This window comes from Plantibacter sp. Mn2098 (assembly GCF_049319745.1).
Lineage (GTDB): Bacteria > Actinomycetota > Actinomycetes > Actinomycetales > Microbacteriaceae > Plantibacter.
In genome coordinates this window covers 39444-56656 of the sequence record NZ_JBMOUH010000004.1, presented here as the reverse complement: position 1 = coordinate 56656, position 17213 = coordinate 39444, and the positions used below count along the sequence as shown (strand labels likewise).

At 67.9% G+C, this 17213-nt stretch carries 12 protein-coding genes; 9 read left to right on the top strand and 3 right to left on the bottom strand.

Going from position 1 to position 17213, the window contains the following annotated elements; all coding sequences use genetic code 11:
* Window positions 1–59: 59 nt before the first annotated feature.
* The 3 genes from murJ to ACL9RL_RS07595 all read right to left on the bottom strand — a co-directional run bounded on the left by murJ (window position 60) and on the right by ACL9RL_RS07595 (window position 4595).
* Window positions 60–1685 (bottom strand): murein biosynthesis integral membrane protein MurJ, encoded by a 1626-nt coding sequence (gene murJ / locus ACL9RL_RS07605; protein ID WP_422779628.1) that lies wholly within the window; start codon window positions 1683–1685, stop codon window positions 60–62.
* Window positions 1678–4110 (bottom strand): DUF6049 family protein, encoded by a 2433-nt coding sequence (locus ACL9RL_RS07600; RefSeq protein ID WP_422779627.1) that lies wholly within the window; start codon window positions 4108–4110, stop codon window positions 1678–1680. The genes murJ and ACL9RL_RS07600 overlap by 8 nt, the downstream gene beginning before the upstream one ends.
* A 110-nt stretch (window positions 4111–4220) precedes the next feature.
* Window positions 4221–4595 carry a hypothetical protein gene (locus ACL9RL_RS07595; protein WP_422779626.1) on the bottom strand — a complete coding sequence of 125 codons (375 nt, stop codon included), beginning with the start codon at window positions 4593–4595 and terminating at the stop codon, window positions 4221–4223.
* 107 nt (window positions 4596–4702) lie between these two features.
* Here ACL9RL_RS07595 and ACL9RL_RS07590 point away from each other — a divergent pair, with 107 nt between their 5' ends.
* The 9 genes from ACL9RL_RS07590 (at window position 4703) to ACL9RL_RS07550 (ending at window position 17105) form a co-directional block, all read left to right on the top strand.
* Window positions 4703–5086 carry a TraR/DksA family transcriptional regulator gene (locus ACL9RL_RS07590; RefSeq protein WP_422779625.1) on the top strand — a complete coding sequence of 128 codons (384 nt, stop codon included), beginning with the start codon at window positions 4703–4705 and terminating at the stop codon, window positions 5084–5086.
* Between the two features lie 176 nt (window positions 5087–5262).
* Window positions 5263–8889, top strand: a complete 3627-nt coding sequence (locus tag ACL9RL_RS07585) for an efflux RND transporter permease subunit (RefSeq protein WP_422779624.1) — start codon at window positions 5263–5265, stop codon at window positions 8887–8889.
* 194 nt (window positions 8890–9083) lie between these two features.
* Window positions 9084–10688, top strand: a complete 1605-nt coding sequence (locus tag ACL9RL_RS07580) for a DUF7059 domain-containing protein (protein WP_422779623.1) — start codon at window positions 9084–9086, stop codon at window positions 10686–10688.
* A 115-nt stretch (window positions 10689–10803) separates the two neighbouring features.
* Window positions 10804–11184 (top strand): hypothetical protein, encoded by a 381-nt coding sequence (locus ACL9RL_RS07575; protein ID WP_422779622.1) that lies wholly within the window; start codon window positions 10804–10806, stop codon window positions 11182–11184.
* 257 nt (window positions 11185–11441) lie between these two features.
* Window positions 11442–11939: a hypothetical protein gene (locus ACL9RL_RS07570; RefSeq protein WP_422779621.1), complete on the top strand. Its 498-nt coding sequence runs from the start codon at window positions 11442–11444 to the stop codon at window positions 11937–11939.
* 165 nt (window positions 11940–12104) lie between these two features.
* Window positions 12105–12428, top strand: a complete 324-nt coding sequence (locus tag ACL9RL_RS07565; RefSeq protein ID WP_422779620.1) for a hypothetical protein — start codon at window positions 12105–12107, stop codon at window positions 12426–12428.
* Window positions 12429–12520: 92 nt separating this feature from the next.
* On the top strand, window positions 12521–15517 hold the full coding sequence (locus tag ACL9RL_RS07560) for a helix-turn-helix transcriptional regulator (RefSeq protein WP_422779619.1): 2997 nt from the start codon (window positions 12521–12523) through the stop codon (window positions 15515–15517).
* Between the two features lie 95 nt (window positions 15518–15612).
* A complete protein-coding gene (locus ACL9RL_RS07555; protein WP_422779618.1) occupies window positions 15613–16032 on the top strand; it encodes a hypothetical protein in 420 nt (139 codons plus the stop codon).
* Window positions 16033–16169: 137 nt separating this feature from the next.
* Entirely contained in the window at window positions 16170–17105 is a 936-nt protein-coding gene (locus tag ACL9RL_RS07550; protein ID WP_422779617.1) for a J domain-containing protein, read from the top strand.
* Window positions 17106–17213 lie beyond the last annotated feature (108 nt).

Here is a 17213-nt window from a genome sequence, read left to right as displayed (position 1 = left end):
CCAGGCGGCTTCCCAGCTGGCCGTACAGAGTGTTCGGAGCGAGCCGGAATGTGGGTTGGTCAGCGTCCGAGACGCGCCCGGATCGGCTCGATCGCCGCCTTCAGTTCAGGGGCGCGGAAAGCGGCGAGCAGGGCGATGTACACGGCGGCCATCACCGCGCCGACGACGAGCATGGTGACGGCGGCGCCGACGAGTGAACTGAGCCCGAACCCACCCTGCTCGGTGCCGCCGAGCAAGCCCAGCACGAACCAGCCGACGAGGACGGCGGGGACGGCGGCGATCGCGAAACGGATGAGGCTCGGCACGATTCGACGCAGGTCCAGGCCGCCGAGCCGACGACGCAGCAGCCAAGCAGCGAGAGCAAGCTGGGCGATGCAGGCGATCGAGATGGCTCCCGCGACTCCCACACCGATGACCGGCTTCGGGAACGTGAATCCGATCACAAGCGCCATGGCCGTGAACAGCACCGTCTGGAACAGGGTGAAGAAGAAGGGAGTCTTGGTGTCGCTGAGCGCGTAGAAGGCGCGCTGCACGATGAAGAGGATGCAGAACGGCACCAAACCGACGACGAACGCGACGATGATCCATCCCATCGCGACCGTCGTGCTGTAGCTCTGCGTGAAGAAGCTCGCGAACGGCTGAGCGACGACGATCAACACGGCCGTCGCGAGGACGATGAACACGCTCACGGTGCGAATTGCGGCGGAGACGTCCGAGCGGAGACTCGTGACGTCCGGCCCAGACCCGTCATGCCCCCGGCCGTGCTCGCTCATGCGGGTGAAGTAGGCGGTCGCGATCGAGACCGTGATGATCGAGTGCGGCAGCATGAAGATGAGCCATGCGTTCTGCAGGATCGCCGTCGAAGCTCCACCACCGGACGCGACAGCTGCGACCTGCGTCTCGACGATGCCCGCCAACGTCGTCAGCAAGAGCATGCCGAACGTCCAGCTCGCGACCTTGCCGGTGGCTCGCAGGCCAACGCCGCGCCACTGGAAATCGAACCGGAACTTGAGACCGGCACGCCGCCAGAAGAGGAACAGCACCGCCGCTTGCAGAACCACACCGAGCGTTGCACTACCGGCGATGAGTGCGATCATGTCCGGCGTCCACTCGGACAGCGCGCGGTGGCCCGACGCATCCGAGCCGTACAACAGCACGAATGCGGCGAGACCTGCGATCGATACGACGTTGTTGATGACAGGCGCCCAGGTGAACGGACCGAACATCTTCCGTGCGTTGAGCACCTCGCCGAGCACGGTGTACAGCGCATAGAAGAGGATCTGCGGCAGACACCAATACGCGAACGCGGTCGCCAAGGCGAACTGGTCGTCCGGCAACGTCGCCGCGTAAATCCACACGAACACCGGCGCGATCGCCGTCGCGATGATGGTCAATCCGCCGATGAAGACGATGGTGATCGTCAACAGCTTGTTGACGTAGGCATTCCCGCCATCGGCATGCAGACCCGCTCGCACGATCTGAGGCACGAGCACGGCAGTCAGGACACCACCGCCGATGATGACGTAGATGTTGTTCGGAAGCTGATTCGCGATCGAGAACGTGTTGCCGACGACGAGCACGCCGATCGTCTGGGCGAGGAGGAACGCCTTGACGAATCCGAGGATCCTGGAGACCAGGGTCCCCGATGCCAAGAGTGCGCTCGCCCTGCCGATGCCGTCAGCCATCCGTCTCCTTCGGTTCGGTGGATGACTCTACCTGGCTGGACTCCGTGGGGGCTGCGGGCCCTTCGACAGGCTCAGGGACCGCGGGGGTTGGTTCTGGGGCTGCGGGCCCTTCGACAGGCTCAGGGACCGGCGCGGGGGCGGGCTGGCGGGCTCGGGCGCGGCGGGTGAGGACCATGCGGACGATGCCGCCGATGAAGAGCAGCCCGACGAACGACGCGAGGACCACGGCTCCGATGCCCTCCCAGTCGGCGCGCACGTTCACACCAACGAACGCCTGCGCGCCGATGGACTGCCCGGTCGGGCTGAAGAGCTGCAGCCGCAGCGTGACATCGCCGTTGCCGATCTGCGCCTGGACGGGGAGCAGGACGGTCGCGCGGGAGTTGGCCGCGATGTTCTGCTTGACCGAGCCGGCGACGCTCAATCGTCCGTTGCTGGGGGACGCCTCCATCACCACGGTGACCGGATACGCGAGATCGTTCTTCACCGCGAACGGCAACGACACCTCACCGCCGACCATGTTGATGCGACTGCTGTCGGCGACGTGGACGGCATTCAACGTGGCCACGGTGCGCTTGCGCTGGTCGAAGACCGCCTGCGACCAGCCGGCCTCATCGGTCAGCCAGCCGGCCGCCAGGGTGGAGAGCAGGGTGGTGCGCTCCTCCCCCGTGAGGAGCTCCGGCTGTTCGAGCACCGTCGAGAACGTGCCGATGCGGGCCTCGTCGTCGAGGAGGTTCTCGGTGTCCCGCGCACGATCCGCAGAACCCGTCTGCCCCGTGAGCGCGACCGCCGCTGCCGGTTCGGCGATGACGGAGGACAACCGCTCCGGGATCACCGCGGGAAGCGTCCGCAGTGCGTTGACGGTGTCCGCCAGGTGCGGCAGTGGACCATCGACACCGCGCGGCAGGACGGCGAGCACGGTGCGACCTGTGATGCCCTCCGTACCGATCGATGCGACGCGGGCGTTCAGCTCGGCGAGGGCTCCGTTGAGGTCCGCGGTCGTGGCTGCGCCTGCTGCGGCCGCCAGGTCGCCCGCGAGTCCGCTGTCTGCGAGCAGGACCTTCGAGGATCCGACGGTCGCGGATGCCGATGGCGTCGACCCGGTGTCCTGGACGTTCGAGGAATCAATGATCGTCTCTGAGCCGCCCGACGCCGCATACACAGCGAGGTCCGATTGCGTCGTCACGCCTCCCGACCAGACGATGCCGGGGATCGTGTACGCCCAGGAGAGGAGCTCGTCGAGCGTCGGAACAGCCGGCCCGGGTGGTCCGGTCGGGGTCGGAGTCGGCGTTGGCGTCGGCTCGGTCGTGGATGCTGCTTCATCCTCCGACGCGGTTCCCGTCGCAGGCGCCGTGCTCGTCGGCAACGTGTTCTGGGCGGCGGACGTCGACGGCAGCGATTGCGACGACGGCTCCCCCGGCGGTGTGGTCGGCGACTCGCTCGGCGTCGGGGTCTCCGTCGGGGTGGTCGGCTTCTCGGGGAAGTCGGCCGGGTTCAACGCGAACGCGAACGACGTCGGCTTCAGGAGCGTCGCGAGGCCGGCCTGCGACTGCACGGAGGGCTGCGCATCGCCGTACTGGAGGGCGAACGTCTCGTTCGAGACCGTCGACAGGCGCTGCAGCCAGGTGACGGCGCTCTCCGGGGCGCGCGTGCCGAGCGCCTTGATCGACGCGATGATGCGCGGATCGACGCCGATGGCGATCGGTTCGCCGACGAGGGCGTTCAGCTGGGTGGTCAGCGCACCGTTCTCGGCGGTGAGATCCGTGAGCTCTTTCTCATCGAGGAGTCCGCCGTAGCTCAGGGGAACCGTGAGCGGAGCGACGACGGCGAGGTTCGTGGTGGCCGGTTGCCCCTGTGTCCCCCACGTCACCGCGCTGCGGCCCCCGGAGGTCACTCCTGCGGCGATGAATGTTGCGGCGAGTCCGTACGCGCCCGCCGGATCCGCCGCATCGAGGCCGAGATCGACGGTCGAGAGGTCGATGCCGCTCGCGATGTAGCGCTGGCCGGCGACGAGCGGAGGGATGTCGACGTTGCGGACGGCGGCGGCGCCCACCGGGATCTGCGCGAGCGACGCGGCATCCGGATGCAACCAGTCGGTGAGCGCCTTGGCCGAGGGCAGCACCCCACCGGACACGGCGAGTGTGACGACGCCGCCGGCGACATCGTCGTCGGTCCCGTTCACGATCGTCAGGTCGATGGCGGTCGGAACCGCCGGGTCGACGAATCCGCCATTCGACGGGGAGAGCGTGATGGACACGGTGCCGTCGGCCGCAGGTGTCGGATCCGCGGCCGTGAGCGCCGCCGGACGTGCGCCGCCGGCGGCCGTGAGCGGCACGATGGGCGTGGACGCGAACGCCGCTGCGGGGGACGCGAAACCGAGCGCCGTCGCAAGGAGGGCGCTCAGGATCGCTGCGCGTCGTCGTGTCATAAGAAAAAGGACGAGTGAGCGCCGTCGGAGGCGCGCCCGTATGGAAGACGATTCTACGGCGCTGCCCGCTCGGAGCCTGGGATCTCGCCGACCAGACGGTCCCGTTCCGGTTACGACTCCGGCTGCTCCTCCGCCGGGGCGACCACACCGGACATCGACCACACGGCCCTCGTCAGCTGCGGGTGGTGCAGTGCGATCTCCCGCAGCACCTCGTACTCGAGCGCATCCGCGTTCTGGCGGTGCTCGGCGGCATCGTCGAGGGAGGAACGGCCTGCGAGCCTCGCCAGGGCGTGCTGCGCCGCGAGACCACGGCCGTGCAGGGCATCGTCGCGCAGCGTGGCGACAACGATTTCATCCACGGAGGGCAGGTCAGGCAGGAAGTCCCACGGGTCTTCGCCGTCGCGCGCACGATGCTCGATGACGGTGTCGAGTTCGAGTCTGGCTTCGCGTCGGAGACCGGGCAGGTCGATCGAGGTGATGTCCATGTCGTGCGCCATTCCTCTCCGCCGTGCTTCGCGAACATCCGACGACACGCTGCGCGCCGGATCCGACATCAAGGGTACGCCTGCCGAACCTGGTCGTACGATGGGGCATGGCCGGTTCGATGATGACGGATGCCGCACTCGCGCGATTCCAGACGCAGTTGCGAAACGAACGCGAGCAGCTCACGGCGCAGATCGGCCAGTTCGAGCTCTCCCTCACCGAGGTGCGCGCCAGTCGGGGCGACGGCGTCTCCGACGACGAACACGATCCAGAAGGCCCGACGATGTCGACCGAATGGTCGCGGCTGTCCGGACTCGAACGCGAAGCCGCCGACCGGATCACCGCCATCGACCGTGCCTTGAAGCGTGTCGACGCCGGCGTCTACGGCGTCTGCGCACGATGCGGCGGCCGCATCGCGTCGGCACGCCTGCAGGCCCGTCCTGACGCGGAACTGTGCATCGAATGCGCTCGGTCGGCGGAGACGCGCCACTGAGCCCGTCGCCGGCCATGTAGTACCAGGGTGCTACACCGTCTCGTCCAATATGAGGATGACGATTCGATCGAGGATCAGCAGCCCTGCTGATGTGCGCGCCGGAACGGGTGCCTAGCGTTGAATTCGGGACGCCGCTCGTCCCCAATACTTCGCACCACGAGAGGCGCGCAACCCGTATGTCATTCCTCACCAGGCTGAGCCTTGCCAATCGGATGATCGTTGGGCTGGTCACAGTGGCCATCCTGATCTTCGGCCTCTTCGCCGTCGGCTCCCTCAAGCAGGAGCTCCTGCCGTCGGTGCAGCAGCCGGGCGCGGTCGTCGCGGCCGTCTATCCCGGCGCATCGCCCGCATCGGTCGAACGTGAGTTGACGAAGCCCATCGAGCAGGCCGTCAAGAGCGTCAAGGGCGTTACCAAGGTGACGTCGACCTCGGTCAACGGCGCTGCGAACCTCCAGGTCAGCTGGGACTTCGGTCAAGACTCCGAGAAGATCGTCTCCGACCTGCGCGGCGCGGTCGCCGGACTCAAGGGCGCCCTGCCGGCCGAGTCGTCGAGCGACGTCTACGCCGGCAACACGGACGACTTCCCCGTGCTTCTGCTCGCGATCGCCGCGAAGGGTGACGCTTCGGAGTTCGCCAAGCGGGTCGAGACCACCGTGCTCCCCGCCCTCCGCGGCATCGATGGTGTGCGCCAGGTGACGCTCAGCGGGCAGAACGAATCCCAGCTCGTCATCACGATGCGCCCGGCCGACCTCACCGCGAAGAAGACCACGGCTGAGGAGGTCAGCGGATCCCTCAAGGCCAGCGGCGTTGTGATGGCTGCCGGTACGAGCGTCGACGGCGGCAAGTCCCTGGCGATCGAGGTCGGCAACCCGCTCGACACGATCGACAGCATCAAGTCGCTGCCCATCCAGAACCAGGACGGCCCGTTCCTCCTGTCCGACGTCGCGGACGTCGAGGTGGTTCCGGCCGCGCAGACGTCGATCGCGCGTGCAGGCGGCCTGCCGTCGCTCAGCATCTCCATCCTCAAGAACCCGGACGCCAACGCGGTCCGCGTCGCCCACGCCGTGCATGACGCCATCCCGGGCCTCGAGAAGGAACTCGGCTCAGGCGCGACGTTCACGACCGTGTTCGACCAGTCCCCCATGGTTGAGCAGTCCATCCACGACCTCTCCGTCGAGGGCGGCCTCGGCCTCCTCTTCGCGATCATCGTGATCCTCGTGTTCCTGCTGTCGCTGCGGGCCACGATCATCACGGCCGTGTCCATCCCGCTGTCGCTGCTCATCGCGCTCATCGGGCTGTGGATCGGCGACTACTCGCTCAACATCTTCACGCTCGCGGCACTCACCGTCGCCGTCGGTCGCGTCGTCGACGACTCGATCGTCGTCATCGAGAACATCAAACGACGGCATACGGGCGTCGCGATGACCCCCGCGTCGATCGTTGACGCGGTCAAGGAGGTGGCCGGCGCCGTCACCGCGTCGACCATCACCACGGTCGCCGTGTTCCTGCCCGTCGCGTTCGTCGGCGGCACCGTCGGGGAACTGTTCCGCCCGTTCGCGGTGACGGTCTCGATCGCGCTCCTCGCATCGCTCGTCGTCTCGCTCACCATCGTCCCCGTGCTCGCATACTGGTTCCGCGGGAAGCAGCCGGTCGCCGCACCCGCCGCTGCACCCGAGCTCGCGCTCGACGAGGCGACCGAGTCGACTGTGCCCGCCGAGCCCACCCGTGCAGCCGTCTCCGAGGAGGACCCCGACCGCTCGGAGGCCTACTCCAAGCTGCAGCGCGGCTACCTGCCGGTCCTGCTCGCCTCGCTCAAGCGACCCGTCGTGACGCTCCTCGTCGCGGGCCTCATCTTCGTCGGCACGATCGTGTCCACCGGGTTCCTCAAGATGGACTACCTCGGTGACGTCGGCGGCGACAAGAGCATCCAGATCTCGCAGGAGCTGCCCGTCGGCACGAGCCTCGACGTCACGAGCGCAGCAGCAGCGGAGATCGAAACCGTCCTCGCGAAGACCGCCGGCGTCAGCAACTACCTGACCACCGTCGGCGGCGACAAGAGCAACACCGCATCGATCACCGTCACCGTCGGCGCCGACAGCTCGAAGGCCGGCGTCACGACGTCGATCAAGAAAGCGCTCAAGCCGCGCAAGGACGTCGGCACCGTGACCGTCGGCAGCGTCGACGCAGGCGGCGTCGGCGGCGGTGGCGTGGCCATCGAAGTGCAGGGCGAAGACGACAAGGCGATCGCCGCCGGTGCAGCAGACATCCAGAAGATGCTGCAGGGCGTCGATGGCGTCACCGACGTCACGAGCGACCTCGGAGAAGAACAGGCCGTCCTCAAGGTGGACGTCGACCGCGGCGCAGCGGCCAGGTACGGCTTCACGCAGGCGCAGATCGGCTCGGCCATCTCGGACGCGCTCCGCGGCACCCAGGTCGGATCCATCGTGCTCGAAGGATCGACGCGGGACATCATCGTCCGATCGCAGCGGGCCGGCACGAAGCCGGCCGACCTCGCCGGCCTGCCGCTCCCGGTGAGCCCGCTCCAGCAGGCAGCAGCCCAGAAGGCGGCCGCAGACCAGCTGACCGCCGACCAGGAGGCGGCGACCGACCGCGCCAAGGACAAGGCGAACGCCGACGCCCGCAAGCAGGAGGGGCAGATCCGCGATGCGCGTGCCACCGCCCGCGATCAGCTCGTGCAGTTGCAGGCATCGCTCGACGCCCTCACCAACGCGCCCATCCAGATCCCGCCGGTCGTGCCGACCACGCCGGAAGAGCTGGCGCTGCAGCGCGCCTATGAAGAGCGCGCAGCCCAGATCGCAGGCCTGACCGATGCGATCGGTCAGCTCAAGGGTTCCGTCACCGGCGCCGACGAGCAGCTCAAGGCCATGGACCAGGCGAAGGCCGATGCGGCCGCACAGCAGACCGAGGCCGATAAGTTCACCGAGGCGCAGAAGAACCTCGCCAACGTGACTGCAGCGCCCATCCGCGTGCAGGACGTCGCGAAGGTCGCCGAAGTGCAGGCGCCGGCAGCCATCACCCGCGTCGACGGCGTCCGCACGGTCACCGTCTCTGGCACACCGCAGGGCGACGACCTCAGCGCCGTGACCCTCGCGGTCCGCAACGGCCTCGACAAGGTCGACCTCCCGACCGGCGTGAGCGCACAGATCGGTGGCGTCTCGCAGGATCAGGAGGAGTCGTTCGCGCAGCTCGGCCTCGCCATGCTCATCGCGATCGCCCTGGTGTACATCGTGATGGTCGCGACGTTCCGCAGCCTGCTGCAGCCGCTCATCCTGCTCGTCTCGGTGCCGTTCGCGGCGACCGGCGCCATCGCAGCGCTCCTCATCACGGGCACGCCGCTCGGCATCCCCGCGATGATCGGCCTGCTGATGCTCATCGGCATCGTGGTGACCAACGCGATCGTGCTCATCGACCTCGTCAACTCCTACCGCGCCAGAGGCGACAGCCTCCACGACGCGGTGGTGCACGGGTCCCGGCTGCGACTGCGCCCGATCATCATGACGGCGTGCGCGACGATCTTCGCCCTCGTGCCGATGTCACTCGGCCTCACAGGTGGAGGCCTGTTCATCTCGCAGTCGCTCGCGATCGTGGTCATCGGCGGACTCGTGTCGTCCACCCTCCTCACCCTCATCCTCGTGCCAGTCCTCTACACGCTGTTCGAGCGCAGCCGTGAGCGTCGCGCCGCCAAGCGCGCCGCGAAGGCGCAGGCCAAGGCTGATCGCGACGGCGGATACGCCGACGAGGTCGAGACCGAGTCACTGGACGCGGTGGTCGCGAAGGAGTGACCTAGACCAGCCGGGAATACCGGCCCCAAGCGCGCTGGCCGTTGGGACCGTCGGAAGTGGAGGCGACCGACGGGATCAACGGCCAGCGTTTTCTCTGCGTGCGGGCTCGCGTCAGCCCAGGAGGAGGCCGAACGCTTCGTGCGGTGTGAGCGGCATCGGCACCTGGCGACCCGAGCGGATGGGACACTTGGAACGTGGACGCGCAGCAGATCGAACGACTCCGGACCGACCTCTCGAACGCCGGCTACACGGTGGAGCGGGTGCGTGGACTGTGGGGCGAAACCGCAGACGCCGCGCTGCACCGCGGCAACCGGGTCGTCGCCGTCCGAGAGCTGGACGCACGACGCGGTGTGCTCGGCGCCGAGCCCATCGCGACCATCGCCACACTCTTCATCCTCGGACTCCCGGTCCCGGCGGACGACCTCGCGACGGCCCTGCCGACGCTCGGCCTCGACGGCGCCGTGGCGCTCGGACTGATCACGGCGCCGGACGACGCTCCTGTCCTGCCGCTGCTCGACCTCCGCCCGTACGCGTGGGTCGACGCGTTCGGCAGCGGTGCGTGGTGGATCGCCTCCGATCTCGGCGAACTCGCGCTCGGTCACGAACTCGGCGAGCAGCACGTGCTCGGCGTCGGCGGCGCATCGATGACGCTGAGCGGCATCATCCTGCCCGAGTCGATCGGCACCGCCCTCGACCTCGGCACCGGATGTGGCATCCAGGCGCTGCACCTCGCTCGCATCGCCGACCGCGTCGTCGCCACCGACATCTCGACGCGCGCCCTCGAACTCGCCGCCATGAACGCTGCGCTCAACGGCGTCGACTCGATCGAGTTCCGGCTGGGGAGCATGTTCGAACCGCTCGCAGGAGAGCGGTTCGACCGCATCGTGTCGAACCCGCCGTTCGTCATCACGCCGCGCATCGAGGGCGTGCCGAACTACGAGTACCGAGACGGCGGACTCGTCGGTGACGCACTCGTCGAATCCGTCGTCCTGGGTGCTGCGGACCACCTCACAGAGGGCGGCATCGCGCAGTTCCTCGGCAACTGGGAGTACCGCGACGAGGCCGACGGACTCGAACGGGTCGCCGGCTGGGTCGACGCCGCGAGGCAGACCGACGAGGTCGAGGCCTGGGTCGTCGAACGCGACTTCCAGGACCCGGCGGAATACGCCGAGACCTGGATCCGGGATGGCGGCACCCGCCAGGGCACGCCGGCGTTCGAACGACTGTGCGCAGCGTGGCTCGACGACTTCGCAGCGCGGGACGTGACGGGTGTCGGCTTCGGCTATGTGCTGCTGCGCCGGGGCTCGGTGAGCCGCGACGAAGCGCTCGGGACGCCCGCCGTGAACACCGTCGAGGGGTCCAGCGGATCCGTCTCGATCGAACCCATGCTGCGCTTCGAACGCCAGCACAGCCAGGCAGGCTCCAACGCCTCAGGGCTCGGCGCCCACCTCGCCGCGTGTGTGACGGCGCGCGATTGGGAGGCTGCGCTCGACGACGCGGCGCTCGTCGCGGAACGGCTGACCCTCGCCGGTGACATCACCGAGGAACGCCACTACTGGCCGGGCGACGAACACCCGACCGCGATGCTGCTCCGGCAGGGTGGCGGATTCGGGCGGACCGTGCAGCTCGGCACCGCGCTGGCCGGATTCGTGGGCGCCTGCGACGGCGACCTGTCCACCGCCGCGATCGTCGGCGCCATCGCGCAGCTCACCGAGGTGGATGAGGCGGCGCTGCTCGGCGAACTCCTCCCCCAGATCCGTCGTCTCATCGACGACGCGATCCTGCTGCCGGCGCCCTGAGTCCGGTTCTAGCGCGACGTCGGTCATGCCGTTGTGGCATCCATGAGACGCGTTTGTCGCTCGCATGGGGAAGTTCGGGGTAAAGTTTGGGGTTTTTGAGGGTATGGTCGAGTGTATGGCCGAACTCACGACAACAGCGCAGCATGGGCGAACTGCGCGTATGGACAGCCATCAGATCGCGGCGGAGCTGAATCGGGCATTGGGTCCGACGCTCGTTGCAGCGCTGACAGGATCACGTGATCGGAAGCTCCCGAGCAAGTGGGCGAAGCCGGACGGCCCCGAGCCGTCCACGGATTTCTCACGGCGCCTGCAGTTCGCGCATCGGATCTGGCGTCAGCTCGAGGACGCCGAGGGGAGCCATGTCGCGCGTCAATGGTTCATCGGCGGGAATCCGCTGTTGGATGAGGTCACGCCATTGACCGCGATCCGTGAGGATCGACTCCACGATGTGGTCCAGGCGATGGAAGGCTTCCTCGGCGGACTGCCTGACGCATGAGCATCGCTGCGGTCACACGCACGTGCGCCATGACCGGCATTCGGCTCCTCGCCAACGACCCCACCGATCGCTTCTTCCGCATCGCGAAGCCGAAGTACGGGCCTCTTTCGGCCCCGATCCGGGTCTCTGGTTCCGACCCTCGTCAGTGGGGAAGGTATGACACTGCCGGCTCCACTCTGTACGTTGCGAGTGAGGCGACGTCCGCGTTCGCAGAGGTGCTCTCGCCATTCAAGAGACAGGTCGGCATGATCGACCCGTTGGAGGCGGACGCGGCCGCATTGGGTCTGAAGCGCGATGAGTTCCTCGAGATCATCGCTACGGAGTGGGCAGAGCACGGCTTTATGGGTGTTGGTGCGATCCCGGCGATGTGGCGTCACGATCGGGCTGTCTTCGAGATCGCAGCGGCGGGCACCGGGTGGTGGGTGGATGTCGAACACCCCGACACTCTCTCTGTCCTTGAGGCGGAGTTGACGAGTGTCCTCGCCGAGCAGCGCGTGACGACGCTGACGACCGCCGTACTCAGGGGTGAGAACCGCATCATCACGGGCGCTGTTGCAGCTCTTGTGCGAGGGTGGACATTCGATGACGGCACTTCGGCGCGAGGAATCCACTTCGGCCGCAAATTCGGCGGTGGTACCTGCCGCGCCATCTGGCTTCCAGAAACGGAACTGATCGGCCTCAGTCCCGAGGCCATTTTCGTCACCGATGAACGACTGGCACTCGCCGCAGATAGATTCCGTATCCGCGTGTTCTGAGTACACATGCCGACATGAGCGCTTCGCACCACCTCAGACAAGACGTGAGGGGGGACGCGGGACCGACCCAGATATAGGGCAGTTGCCCGACGTAGGGGTGCTACCTCAGCGAGAACGATGGATGACATCGAGGGGCCGGTTCGGCTCCCGCTGAGGAGGAAGACCATGTACATCTCGTCTGAACTGGTGTCGACGGCAGCGATCAGGTTCCGCGAGCACGACCTGATGCGCACGCTCGAACGCCGCCGCATGATCGGCGAGCTCATCGAAGAGGAGCGTCTGGCGGTCGAGACGGCCGGCGTCGGAGCGGCAGAGGTGCGGTCGCAGATCGTCTGGCACCCGAGCCCGTTCGCCCGTGTGCTGCGCGGCATCGGCAACACCGTCCGTGGCATCGTCGGCGGTCGGGTCGGACAGCGCGACGAGCGTGCCAGGGCAGCTGGCGCATCGCGAGCCGCGCACGCGTCCGTCGGCGCCGTCGCACACCGGTGAGGTCGATCGACGAGCGGATCGCTCGCCTCGAACGCGACTGGAACGCGGATACAGTGGTCGTCAGTGCCGGAGGTCCGTGGGACCATATCGGCATGCAGTTCCCCGCAACGAGCCCCACGATGATCGGCCGAGAGGCCGACCTCGTGGTCCTGCGCGAAGTCTTCGCGATCGTGGACGGCGGCGAACCTCGTGGGGTCGTCGTGAGCGGAGAGGCCGGGATCGGCAAGACGCGTCTGGTCGACGAGTTCATCCGTTCCGTGCGTGGCTCCGCGCTCGTCATCGCCGGGCAGTGCGTCGACCTCGGTCAGGTCGCGGCGCCGTACGCGCCCATCACCAACGTCCTCCGCGACCTGGTGGCGCGTGTCGGCGCCGACGCGGTCCTGGAGGCGGCCGGGCCCGGGCGGGAGTCGCTCGCCGCGCTCCTCCCATCGCTCGGCGAGCATGCGGGCGAGATCCGCGACGGCGGCGTCGCGCGCCTGCACGAGACCATCGCCGTGCTGCTGGAGACGTTCGCGAAGGATCGTCCGGTCGTGATGGTCATCGAGGACCTGCACTGGGCCGATGGCGCCACGCTCCGTCTCCTGTCCTTCCTCGTCCGCGTCCTGCAGTGCGATCGGGTCATGATCCTCCTGACCTACCGCAGCGACGACGTCCCGCGCGGTCATCCGCTGCGCGCATTCCTGACGGAACTCGACCGCACGCGACGCGTGGCCAGGCACGAGGTCGGTCGACTCACACGCGCACAGGTCAAGCGGCAGGCCGAACTGATTCTCGGGACCACACCGGCGGAGTCCTCCATCGAGAGCGTGTACACACGCAGTGAGGGTGTGCCGTTCTTCGTTGAGGAACTGCTCGGGATCGATGAGACGTGCAGCGGCGCCGAGCTGCCCGACACCCTCCGCGAACTGTTGCTCGCCCGCTACGAACGCCTCGAACAGCACTCCCAACAGGTTCTCCGGCTCTTCTCGGCCGGCGGAGTCAGCGTCGAACACCAGCTCATCGAAGCGGTGTTCCCCGGGAGCGCCGACGAGCTGGAACAGGCAGTCCGAGAGGCCGTATCGGCCGGCGTGCTCATCGTCGACGACAATGCATACTGCTTCCGGCATGCACTCGTCAGGGAGGCGATCCACGCCGATCTGCTTCCGGGAGAGCGAGCCCGATTCCATGCGGCGTTCGCCGAGGCGCTGGAAAAGCTGCCATCCGATACGCCCGTGGCCGCTGAGATCTCGCACCACTGGCTCGCAGCGGGCAATCCGGCGCGAGCCTTCCCGGTCACGCTCACCGCGATGGACGAAGCGCACTGCGCGTTCGCCTACAGCACGGAGGCGCAGCTGGGCGAGCGTCTGCTCTCGCTGTGGGACCAGATCCCCGATGCGCGGGAGCAGGTCGGCGCACCCAAATCGGAACATATGCGCCGAACGGCATCAGCCCTGCGCAACGCCGGAGAGAGCGAGCGTTCCATCGCCATGGTCGACCTCGCGCTCGACGAACACGACGACCGCTCAGACCTCGTCCAAGCGAAACTCCTCCGCGACAAGGCGTCGTACCTCACCAACGTGGGCAAGGACGGTTGGCGCGGACTCCTCGAACAGGCACTCGAACTCGTGCCGAGCGGGACCCCCGGCGACCTCCGAGCGGTCCTCCTCAACGCGCTCGGCGCGCGGGAGATGATCGAGGGCGACGTCGACCGCGCCATCGTGCTCACCGACGAGGCCGCTGCGGAGGCGTTGAACTCTGGATCGGCCCGGAACGCGTCGATCGCAGCCAACCTCGGCGGGATCAGCCGCATCCATCGCGGCGACGTCGACCTCGGACGGGCCATGCTCAAGGCGGCGGAGCACCTCGCGGAAGGCGATGCCAACGCACTGCTGCGCTATCGCGTCAACGCCTCTGACATGGCCAACCTGCTGGGCAGCTACGACGAGGCGCTCGACCTGGCGCTCGGTGGCGTCGCCCGCGCGAAGGCCCTCGGGGTGGAGCGAACGTCAGGGGTCATCCTGTCGTCCAACGCGATCGATCCGCTCATCGCCCTCGGGCGGTGGGATGAAGCCGATGAGACGCTCGATCGCACCCTGCTGCTCGAACCGCCGCTCGCCTTCTCGGTGTATCTCCGGAAGTCGAAGGTCCTCCAGACGCTGTGGCGTGGCGATCCTCAGGAGGCGCAACGGCTGTACCGCGCCTGGCGGCCATCCATGATGCGGCTCACGCACTTCGAGGTCCAGACGCGGTTCGGGGTGGCGCATGCCGCAGCGGAAGTCGCGCTGGCCTGCGACGACGTCGAAGAGGCATGGGCCAACGTCGGCGTCCTGACCGATCCGGATCACCGGTTGATGCCGTCATACGACCTCACGTTCCTCGGGACGGCCGCCCACGTGCTTGCCGTGGTGCGGGGACGGGTGTTGGACGGCGGGCTGCCGCCATCGCTGGCCGACATCACCCTGGACGAGCTCGATGCGCGGGAAGCCCAATGGGGGGCCCTGCTCGAAGCGGAGGCCGCGTGGCCGTCCGCACCCGTCTGGACGGCCGTGTTCAACGCCGAGCTGGGCGGCGAGCGACGCACCGGGGACTCCCCCGCGTTGTGGGAGGCGGCCGTGGATGCTGCACGACTGCCAGAAGCACCGGCGCTCCTCGTGCCGTACAGCCGGTTCCGTCTCGGCGAGGCTCAGCTCGCTTGCGGAGACCGCGCGGGCGCGCAGACGACGCTCGATGCGGCGATCGGTGAGGCGGAGACGCTCGGGGCGGGCCACATCGCGCTGCTTGCTCGCGGCGTGGCAGCTCGGGGCGGGTTGGGGACGGATGGCCGTGTCCGCGCGAGGAACCACGATGCGGCTGAGCTGACCACGCGTGAGCGCCAGGTGCTCGAACTGGTCGCGGCAGGGCTCAGCAACCGGCAGATCGGTGAGCGGCTGTTCATCAGCACGAAGACCGCGAGCGTGCACGTCTCGGCGATCCTGCGGAAGCTGGGTGCGTCGACGCGGACAGAGGCGGCGGTGTTGGCCGGTGCTGCTGGTGGTGGTGGGGCTGGTGTGGGTGCTGGCGGTGCTGGTTCTGCCGGTTCTGGTGCTGCTGGAATTGCCGTCGTTCGCTGACGCTGGTCTGTTCTCCACCTGTGGAGAACTCGGGAGTTGTCCACAGCCATCGTGATCCCGGTTCCAACGATGCGCGAACGCCGAGGCTGGGTCGTATGACAAACCTTGACGAAACAGCCGCAGCCGCTCCCATCCGCACCGACGACGAGGTGGAAGCACGATTCGCCGAACTGGTCGGTCGTGCGATCGTCCGCCGCATCTGGTTCGGGATGATCGGGCCCGATGGCATCCAGGTGCCGGTACTCCTGCCCATCAGCGACTTCCCGGAATCCTTCGACGACGAGGAGATGGTCCGCTTCGGAGAAGGGCTGGCCGGCATCGCCGCAGGATGTGGTGCTGAGACGGTGGTGATCGTTGCCGAGCGCCCTGGGCCGGTGGCGCTCGACAGCGCGGACAGGCGGCTGCTCGGCGGGGTGCGCGCCGGATGCCTCGCCAACGGCGCCGAGGTCCGTGCGGTGTTGCTCAGTCACGATCACGGAGTTCGGCTGGTGTCCCTCGACGAGCTCGCCGGCTGATCGCAGCCGACGAGCGGTTCACGATGGGGTGGTCGGCCGCTTTGAAAAGCCTGCGATTCCGCGCCTGTGCCCAGCTCGCCACGGTAGTCTCATGAGCTGGACCACAGCCGAAACACCCCACGGAAGCGAACTGCACGATGCCGGAGAGCCCTCTCTCAGCCACTCCTTACGAGGTGCTGGGTGTGAGTGTCACGGCGAGCCAGGATGAACTCCGGCGGGCGTACCGGCGCCTGATGCGCGAAACGCATCCAGACCTGGGCGGCGATCCCAGAGCTTTCAACGCGGTCCAGCTCGCCTGGGAACGCGTCGGGACGGAGCAGGATCGCGCTGCCTACGATCGCGGCCGCAACGTGCCAAGCGCCGCCGCCGACGAGCCCAGCACCTGGACGGCGTCCGGTTCCGCCGGTGGATCGTCCACCCAGCGTGCCGATTCACGACCGCGGGCCCGCACCTACGGGCACCCGGGCGGAGACTCCCGCGAGGTCTATCTCCGACTCATCCGAGAGTGGGCCGGCCGCGGAACAGACCTGGCCGATCCGTACGATCCCGCACTCGTCCGCTCCGCACCGCGCGAGATCCGCCATGAGCTGGCGAATGCTCTCGCGGAGGAGGCGACCGCCAGAACGGTCTCGACCCTCGGCATCGGCTACACCGTGTGGCACGACGTCCTCGCGCCGGGACACCAGAAGGTCGACCACGTCGTGCTCGGACCGACCGGCTTGTTCGCCATCAAGTCCGAGGACTGGGGCGGGACGGTTCGCGTGCATCGCGGTGAAGTCGTCGGTGAGACGCTCGCGACGGGCGAGGAGCCGGTGAAGTCGCTCGTTCGCAGCGCTCGCACGGTCGGCAAGGCCGCGCGGGTGAAGTTCACGGCGTACGTCATCGTGGTACCCGATGAAGCCCTCGAGGAGTCGTTGGAGATCATCGGTCGGCGGCATCCCGTCACCGTCCTCGTCTCGCGATCCCGTCTGGCGGACCTGCTGCGCTCCGGACTGCCCGGCATCGACCGCATGGGCGGCAACGAGCTCTTCGACACCCGCACCAAGCTGCAGTCGACGATCCGCTTCGTCTGACCAGCTGCTGCCAGCCCGCGAACTGGCACTCGTGGCGGTTCCGACATGCTGAAACCGACCACTGCTGCCAGCTCGCGAGCTGACAGCAGTGGTCGGTTTCGGGGGCTG

What these genes read in the sequence shown, in the direction of transcription:
- ACL9RL_RS07590 (WP_422779625.1), top strand. Translation starts at nt 4,703, where the DNA reads ATGGCCGGTTCGATGATGACGGATGCCGCACTCGCGCGATTCCAGACG.
- ACL9RL_RS07595 (WP_422779626.1), bottom strand. Translation starts at nt 4,595, where the DNA reads ATGGACATCACCTCGATCGACCTGCCCGGTCTCCGACGCGAAGCCAGA.
- ACL9RL_RS07575 (WP_422779622.1), top strand. Translation starts at nt 10,804, where the DNA reads ATGGCCGAACTCACGACAACAGCGCAGCATGGGCGAACTGCGCGTATG.
- ACL9RL_RS07600 (WP_422779627.1), bottom strand. Translation starts at nt 4,110, where the DNA reads ATGACACGACGACGCGCAGCGATCCTGAGCGCCCTCCTTGCGACGGCG.
- ACL9RL_RS07585 (WP_422779624.1), top strand. Translation starts at nt 5,263, where the DNA reads ATGTCATTCCTCACCAGGCTGAGCCTTGCCAATCGGATGATCGTTGGG.
- ACL9RL_RS07550 (WP_422779617.1), top strand. Translation starts at nt 16,170, where the DNA reads ATGCCGGAGAGCCCTCTCTCAGCCACTCCTTACGAGGTGCTGGGTGTG.
- ACL9RL_RS07565 (WP_422779620.1), top strand. Translation starts at nt 12,105, where the DNA reads ATGTACATCTCGTCTGAACTGGTGTCGACGGCAGCGATCAGGTTCCGC.
- ACL9RL_RS07560 (WP_422779619.1), top strand. Translation starts at nt 12,521, where the DNA reads ATGCAGTTCCCCGCAACGAGCCCCACGATGATCGGCCGAGAGGCCGAC.
- ACL9RL_RS07555 (WP_422779618.1), top strand. Translation starts at nt 15,613, where the DNA reads ATGACAAACCTTGACGAAACAGCCGCAGCCGCTCCCATCCGCACCGAC.
- murJ (WP_422779628.1), bottom strand. Translation starts at nt 1,685, where the DNA reads ATGGCTGACGGCATCGGCAGGGCGAGCGCACTCTTGGCATCGGGGACC.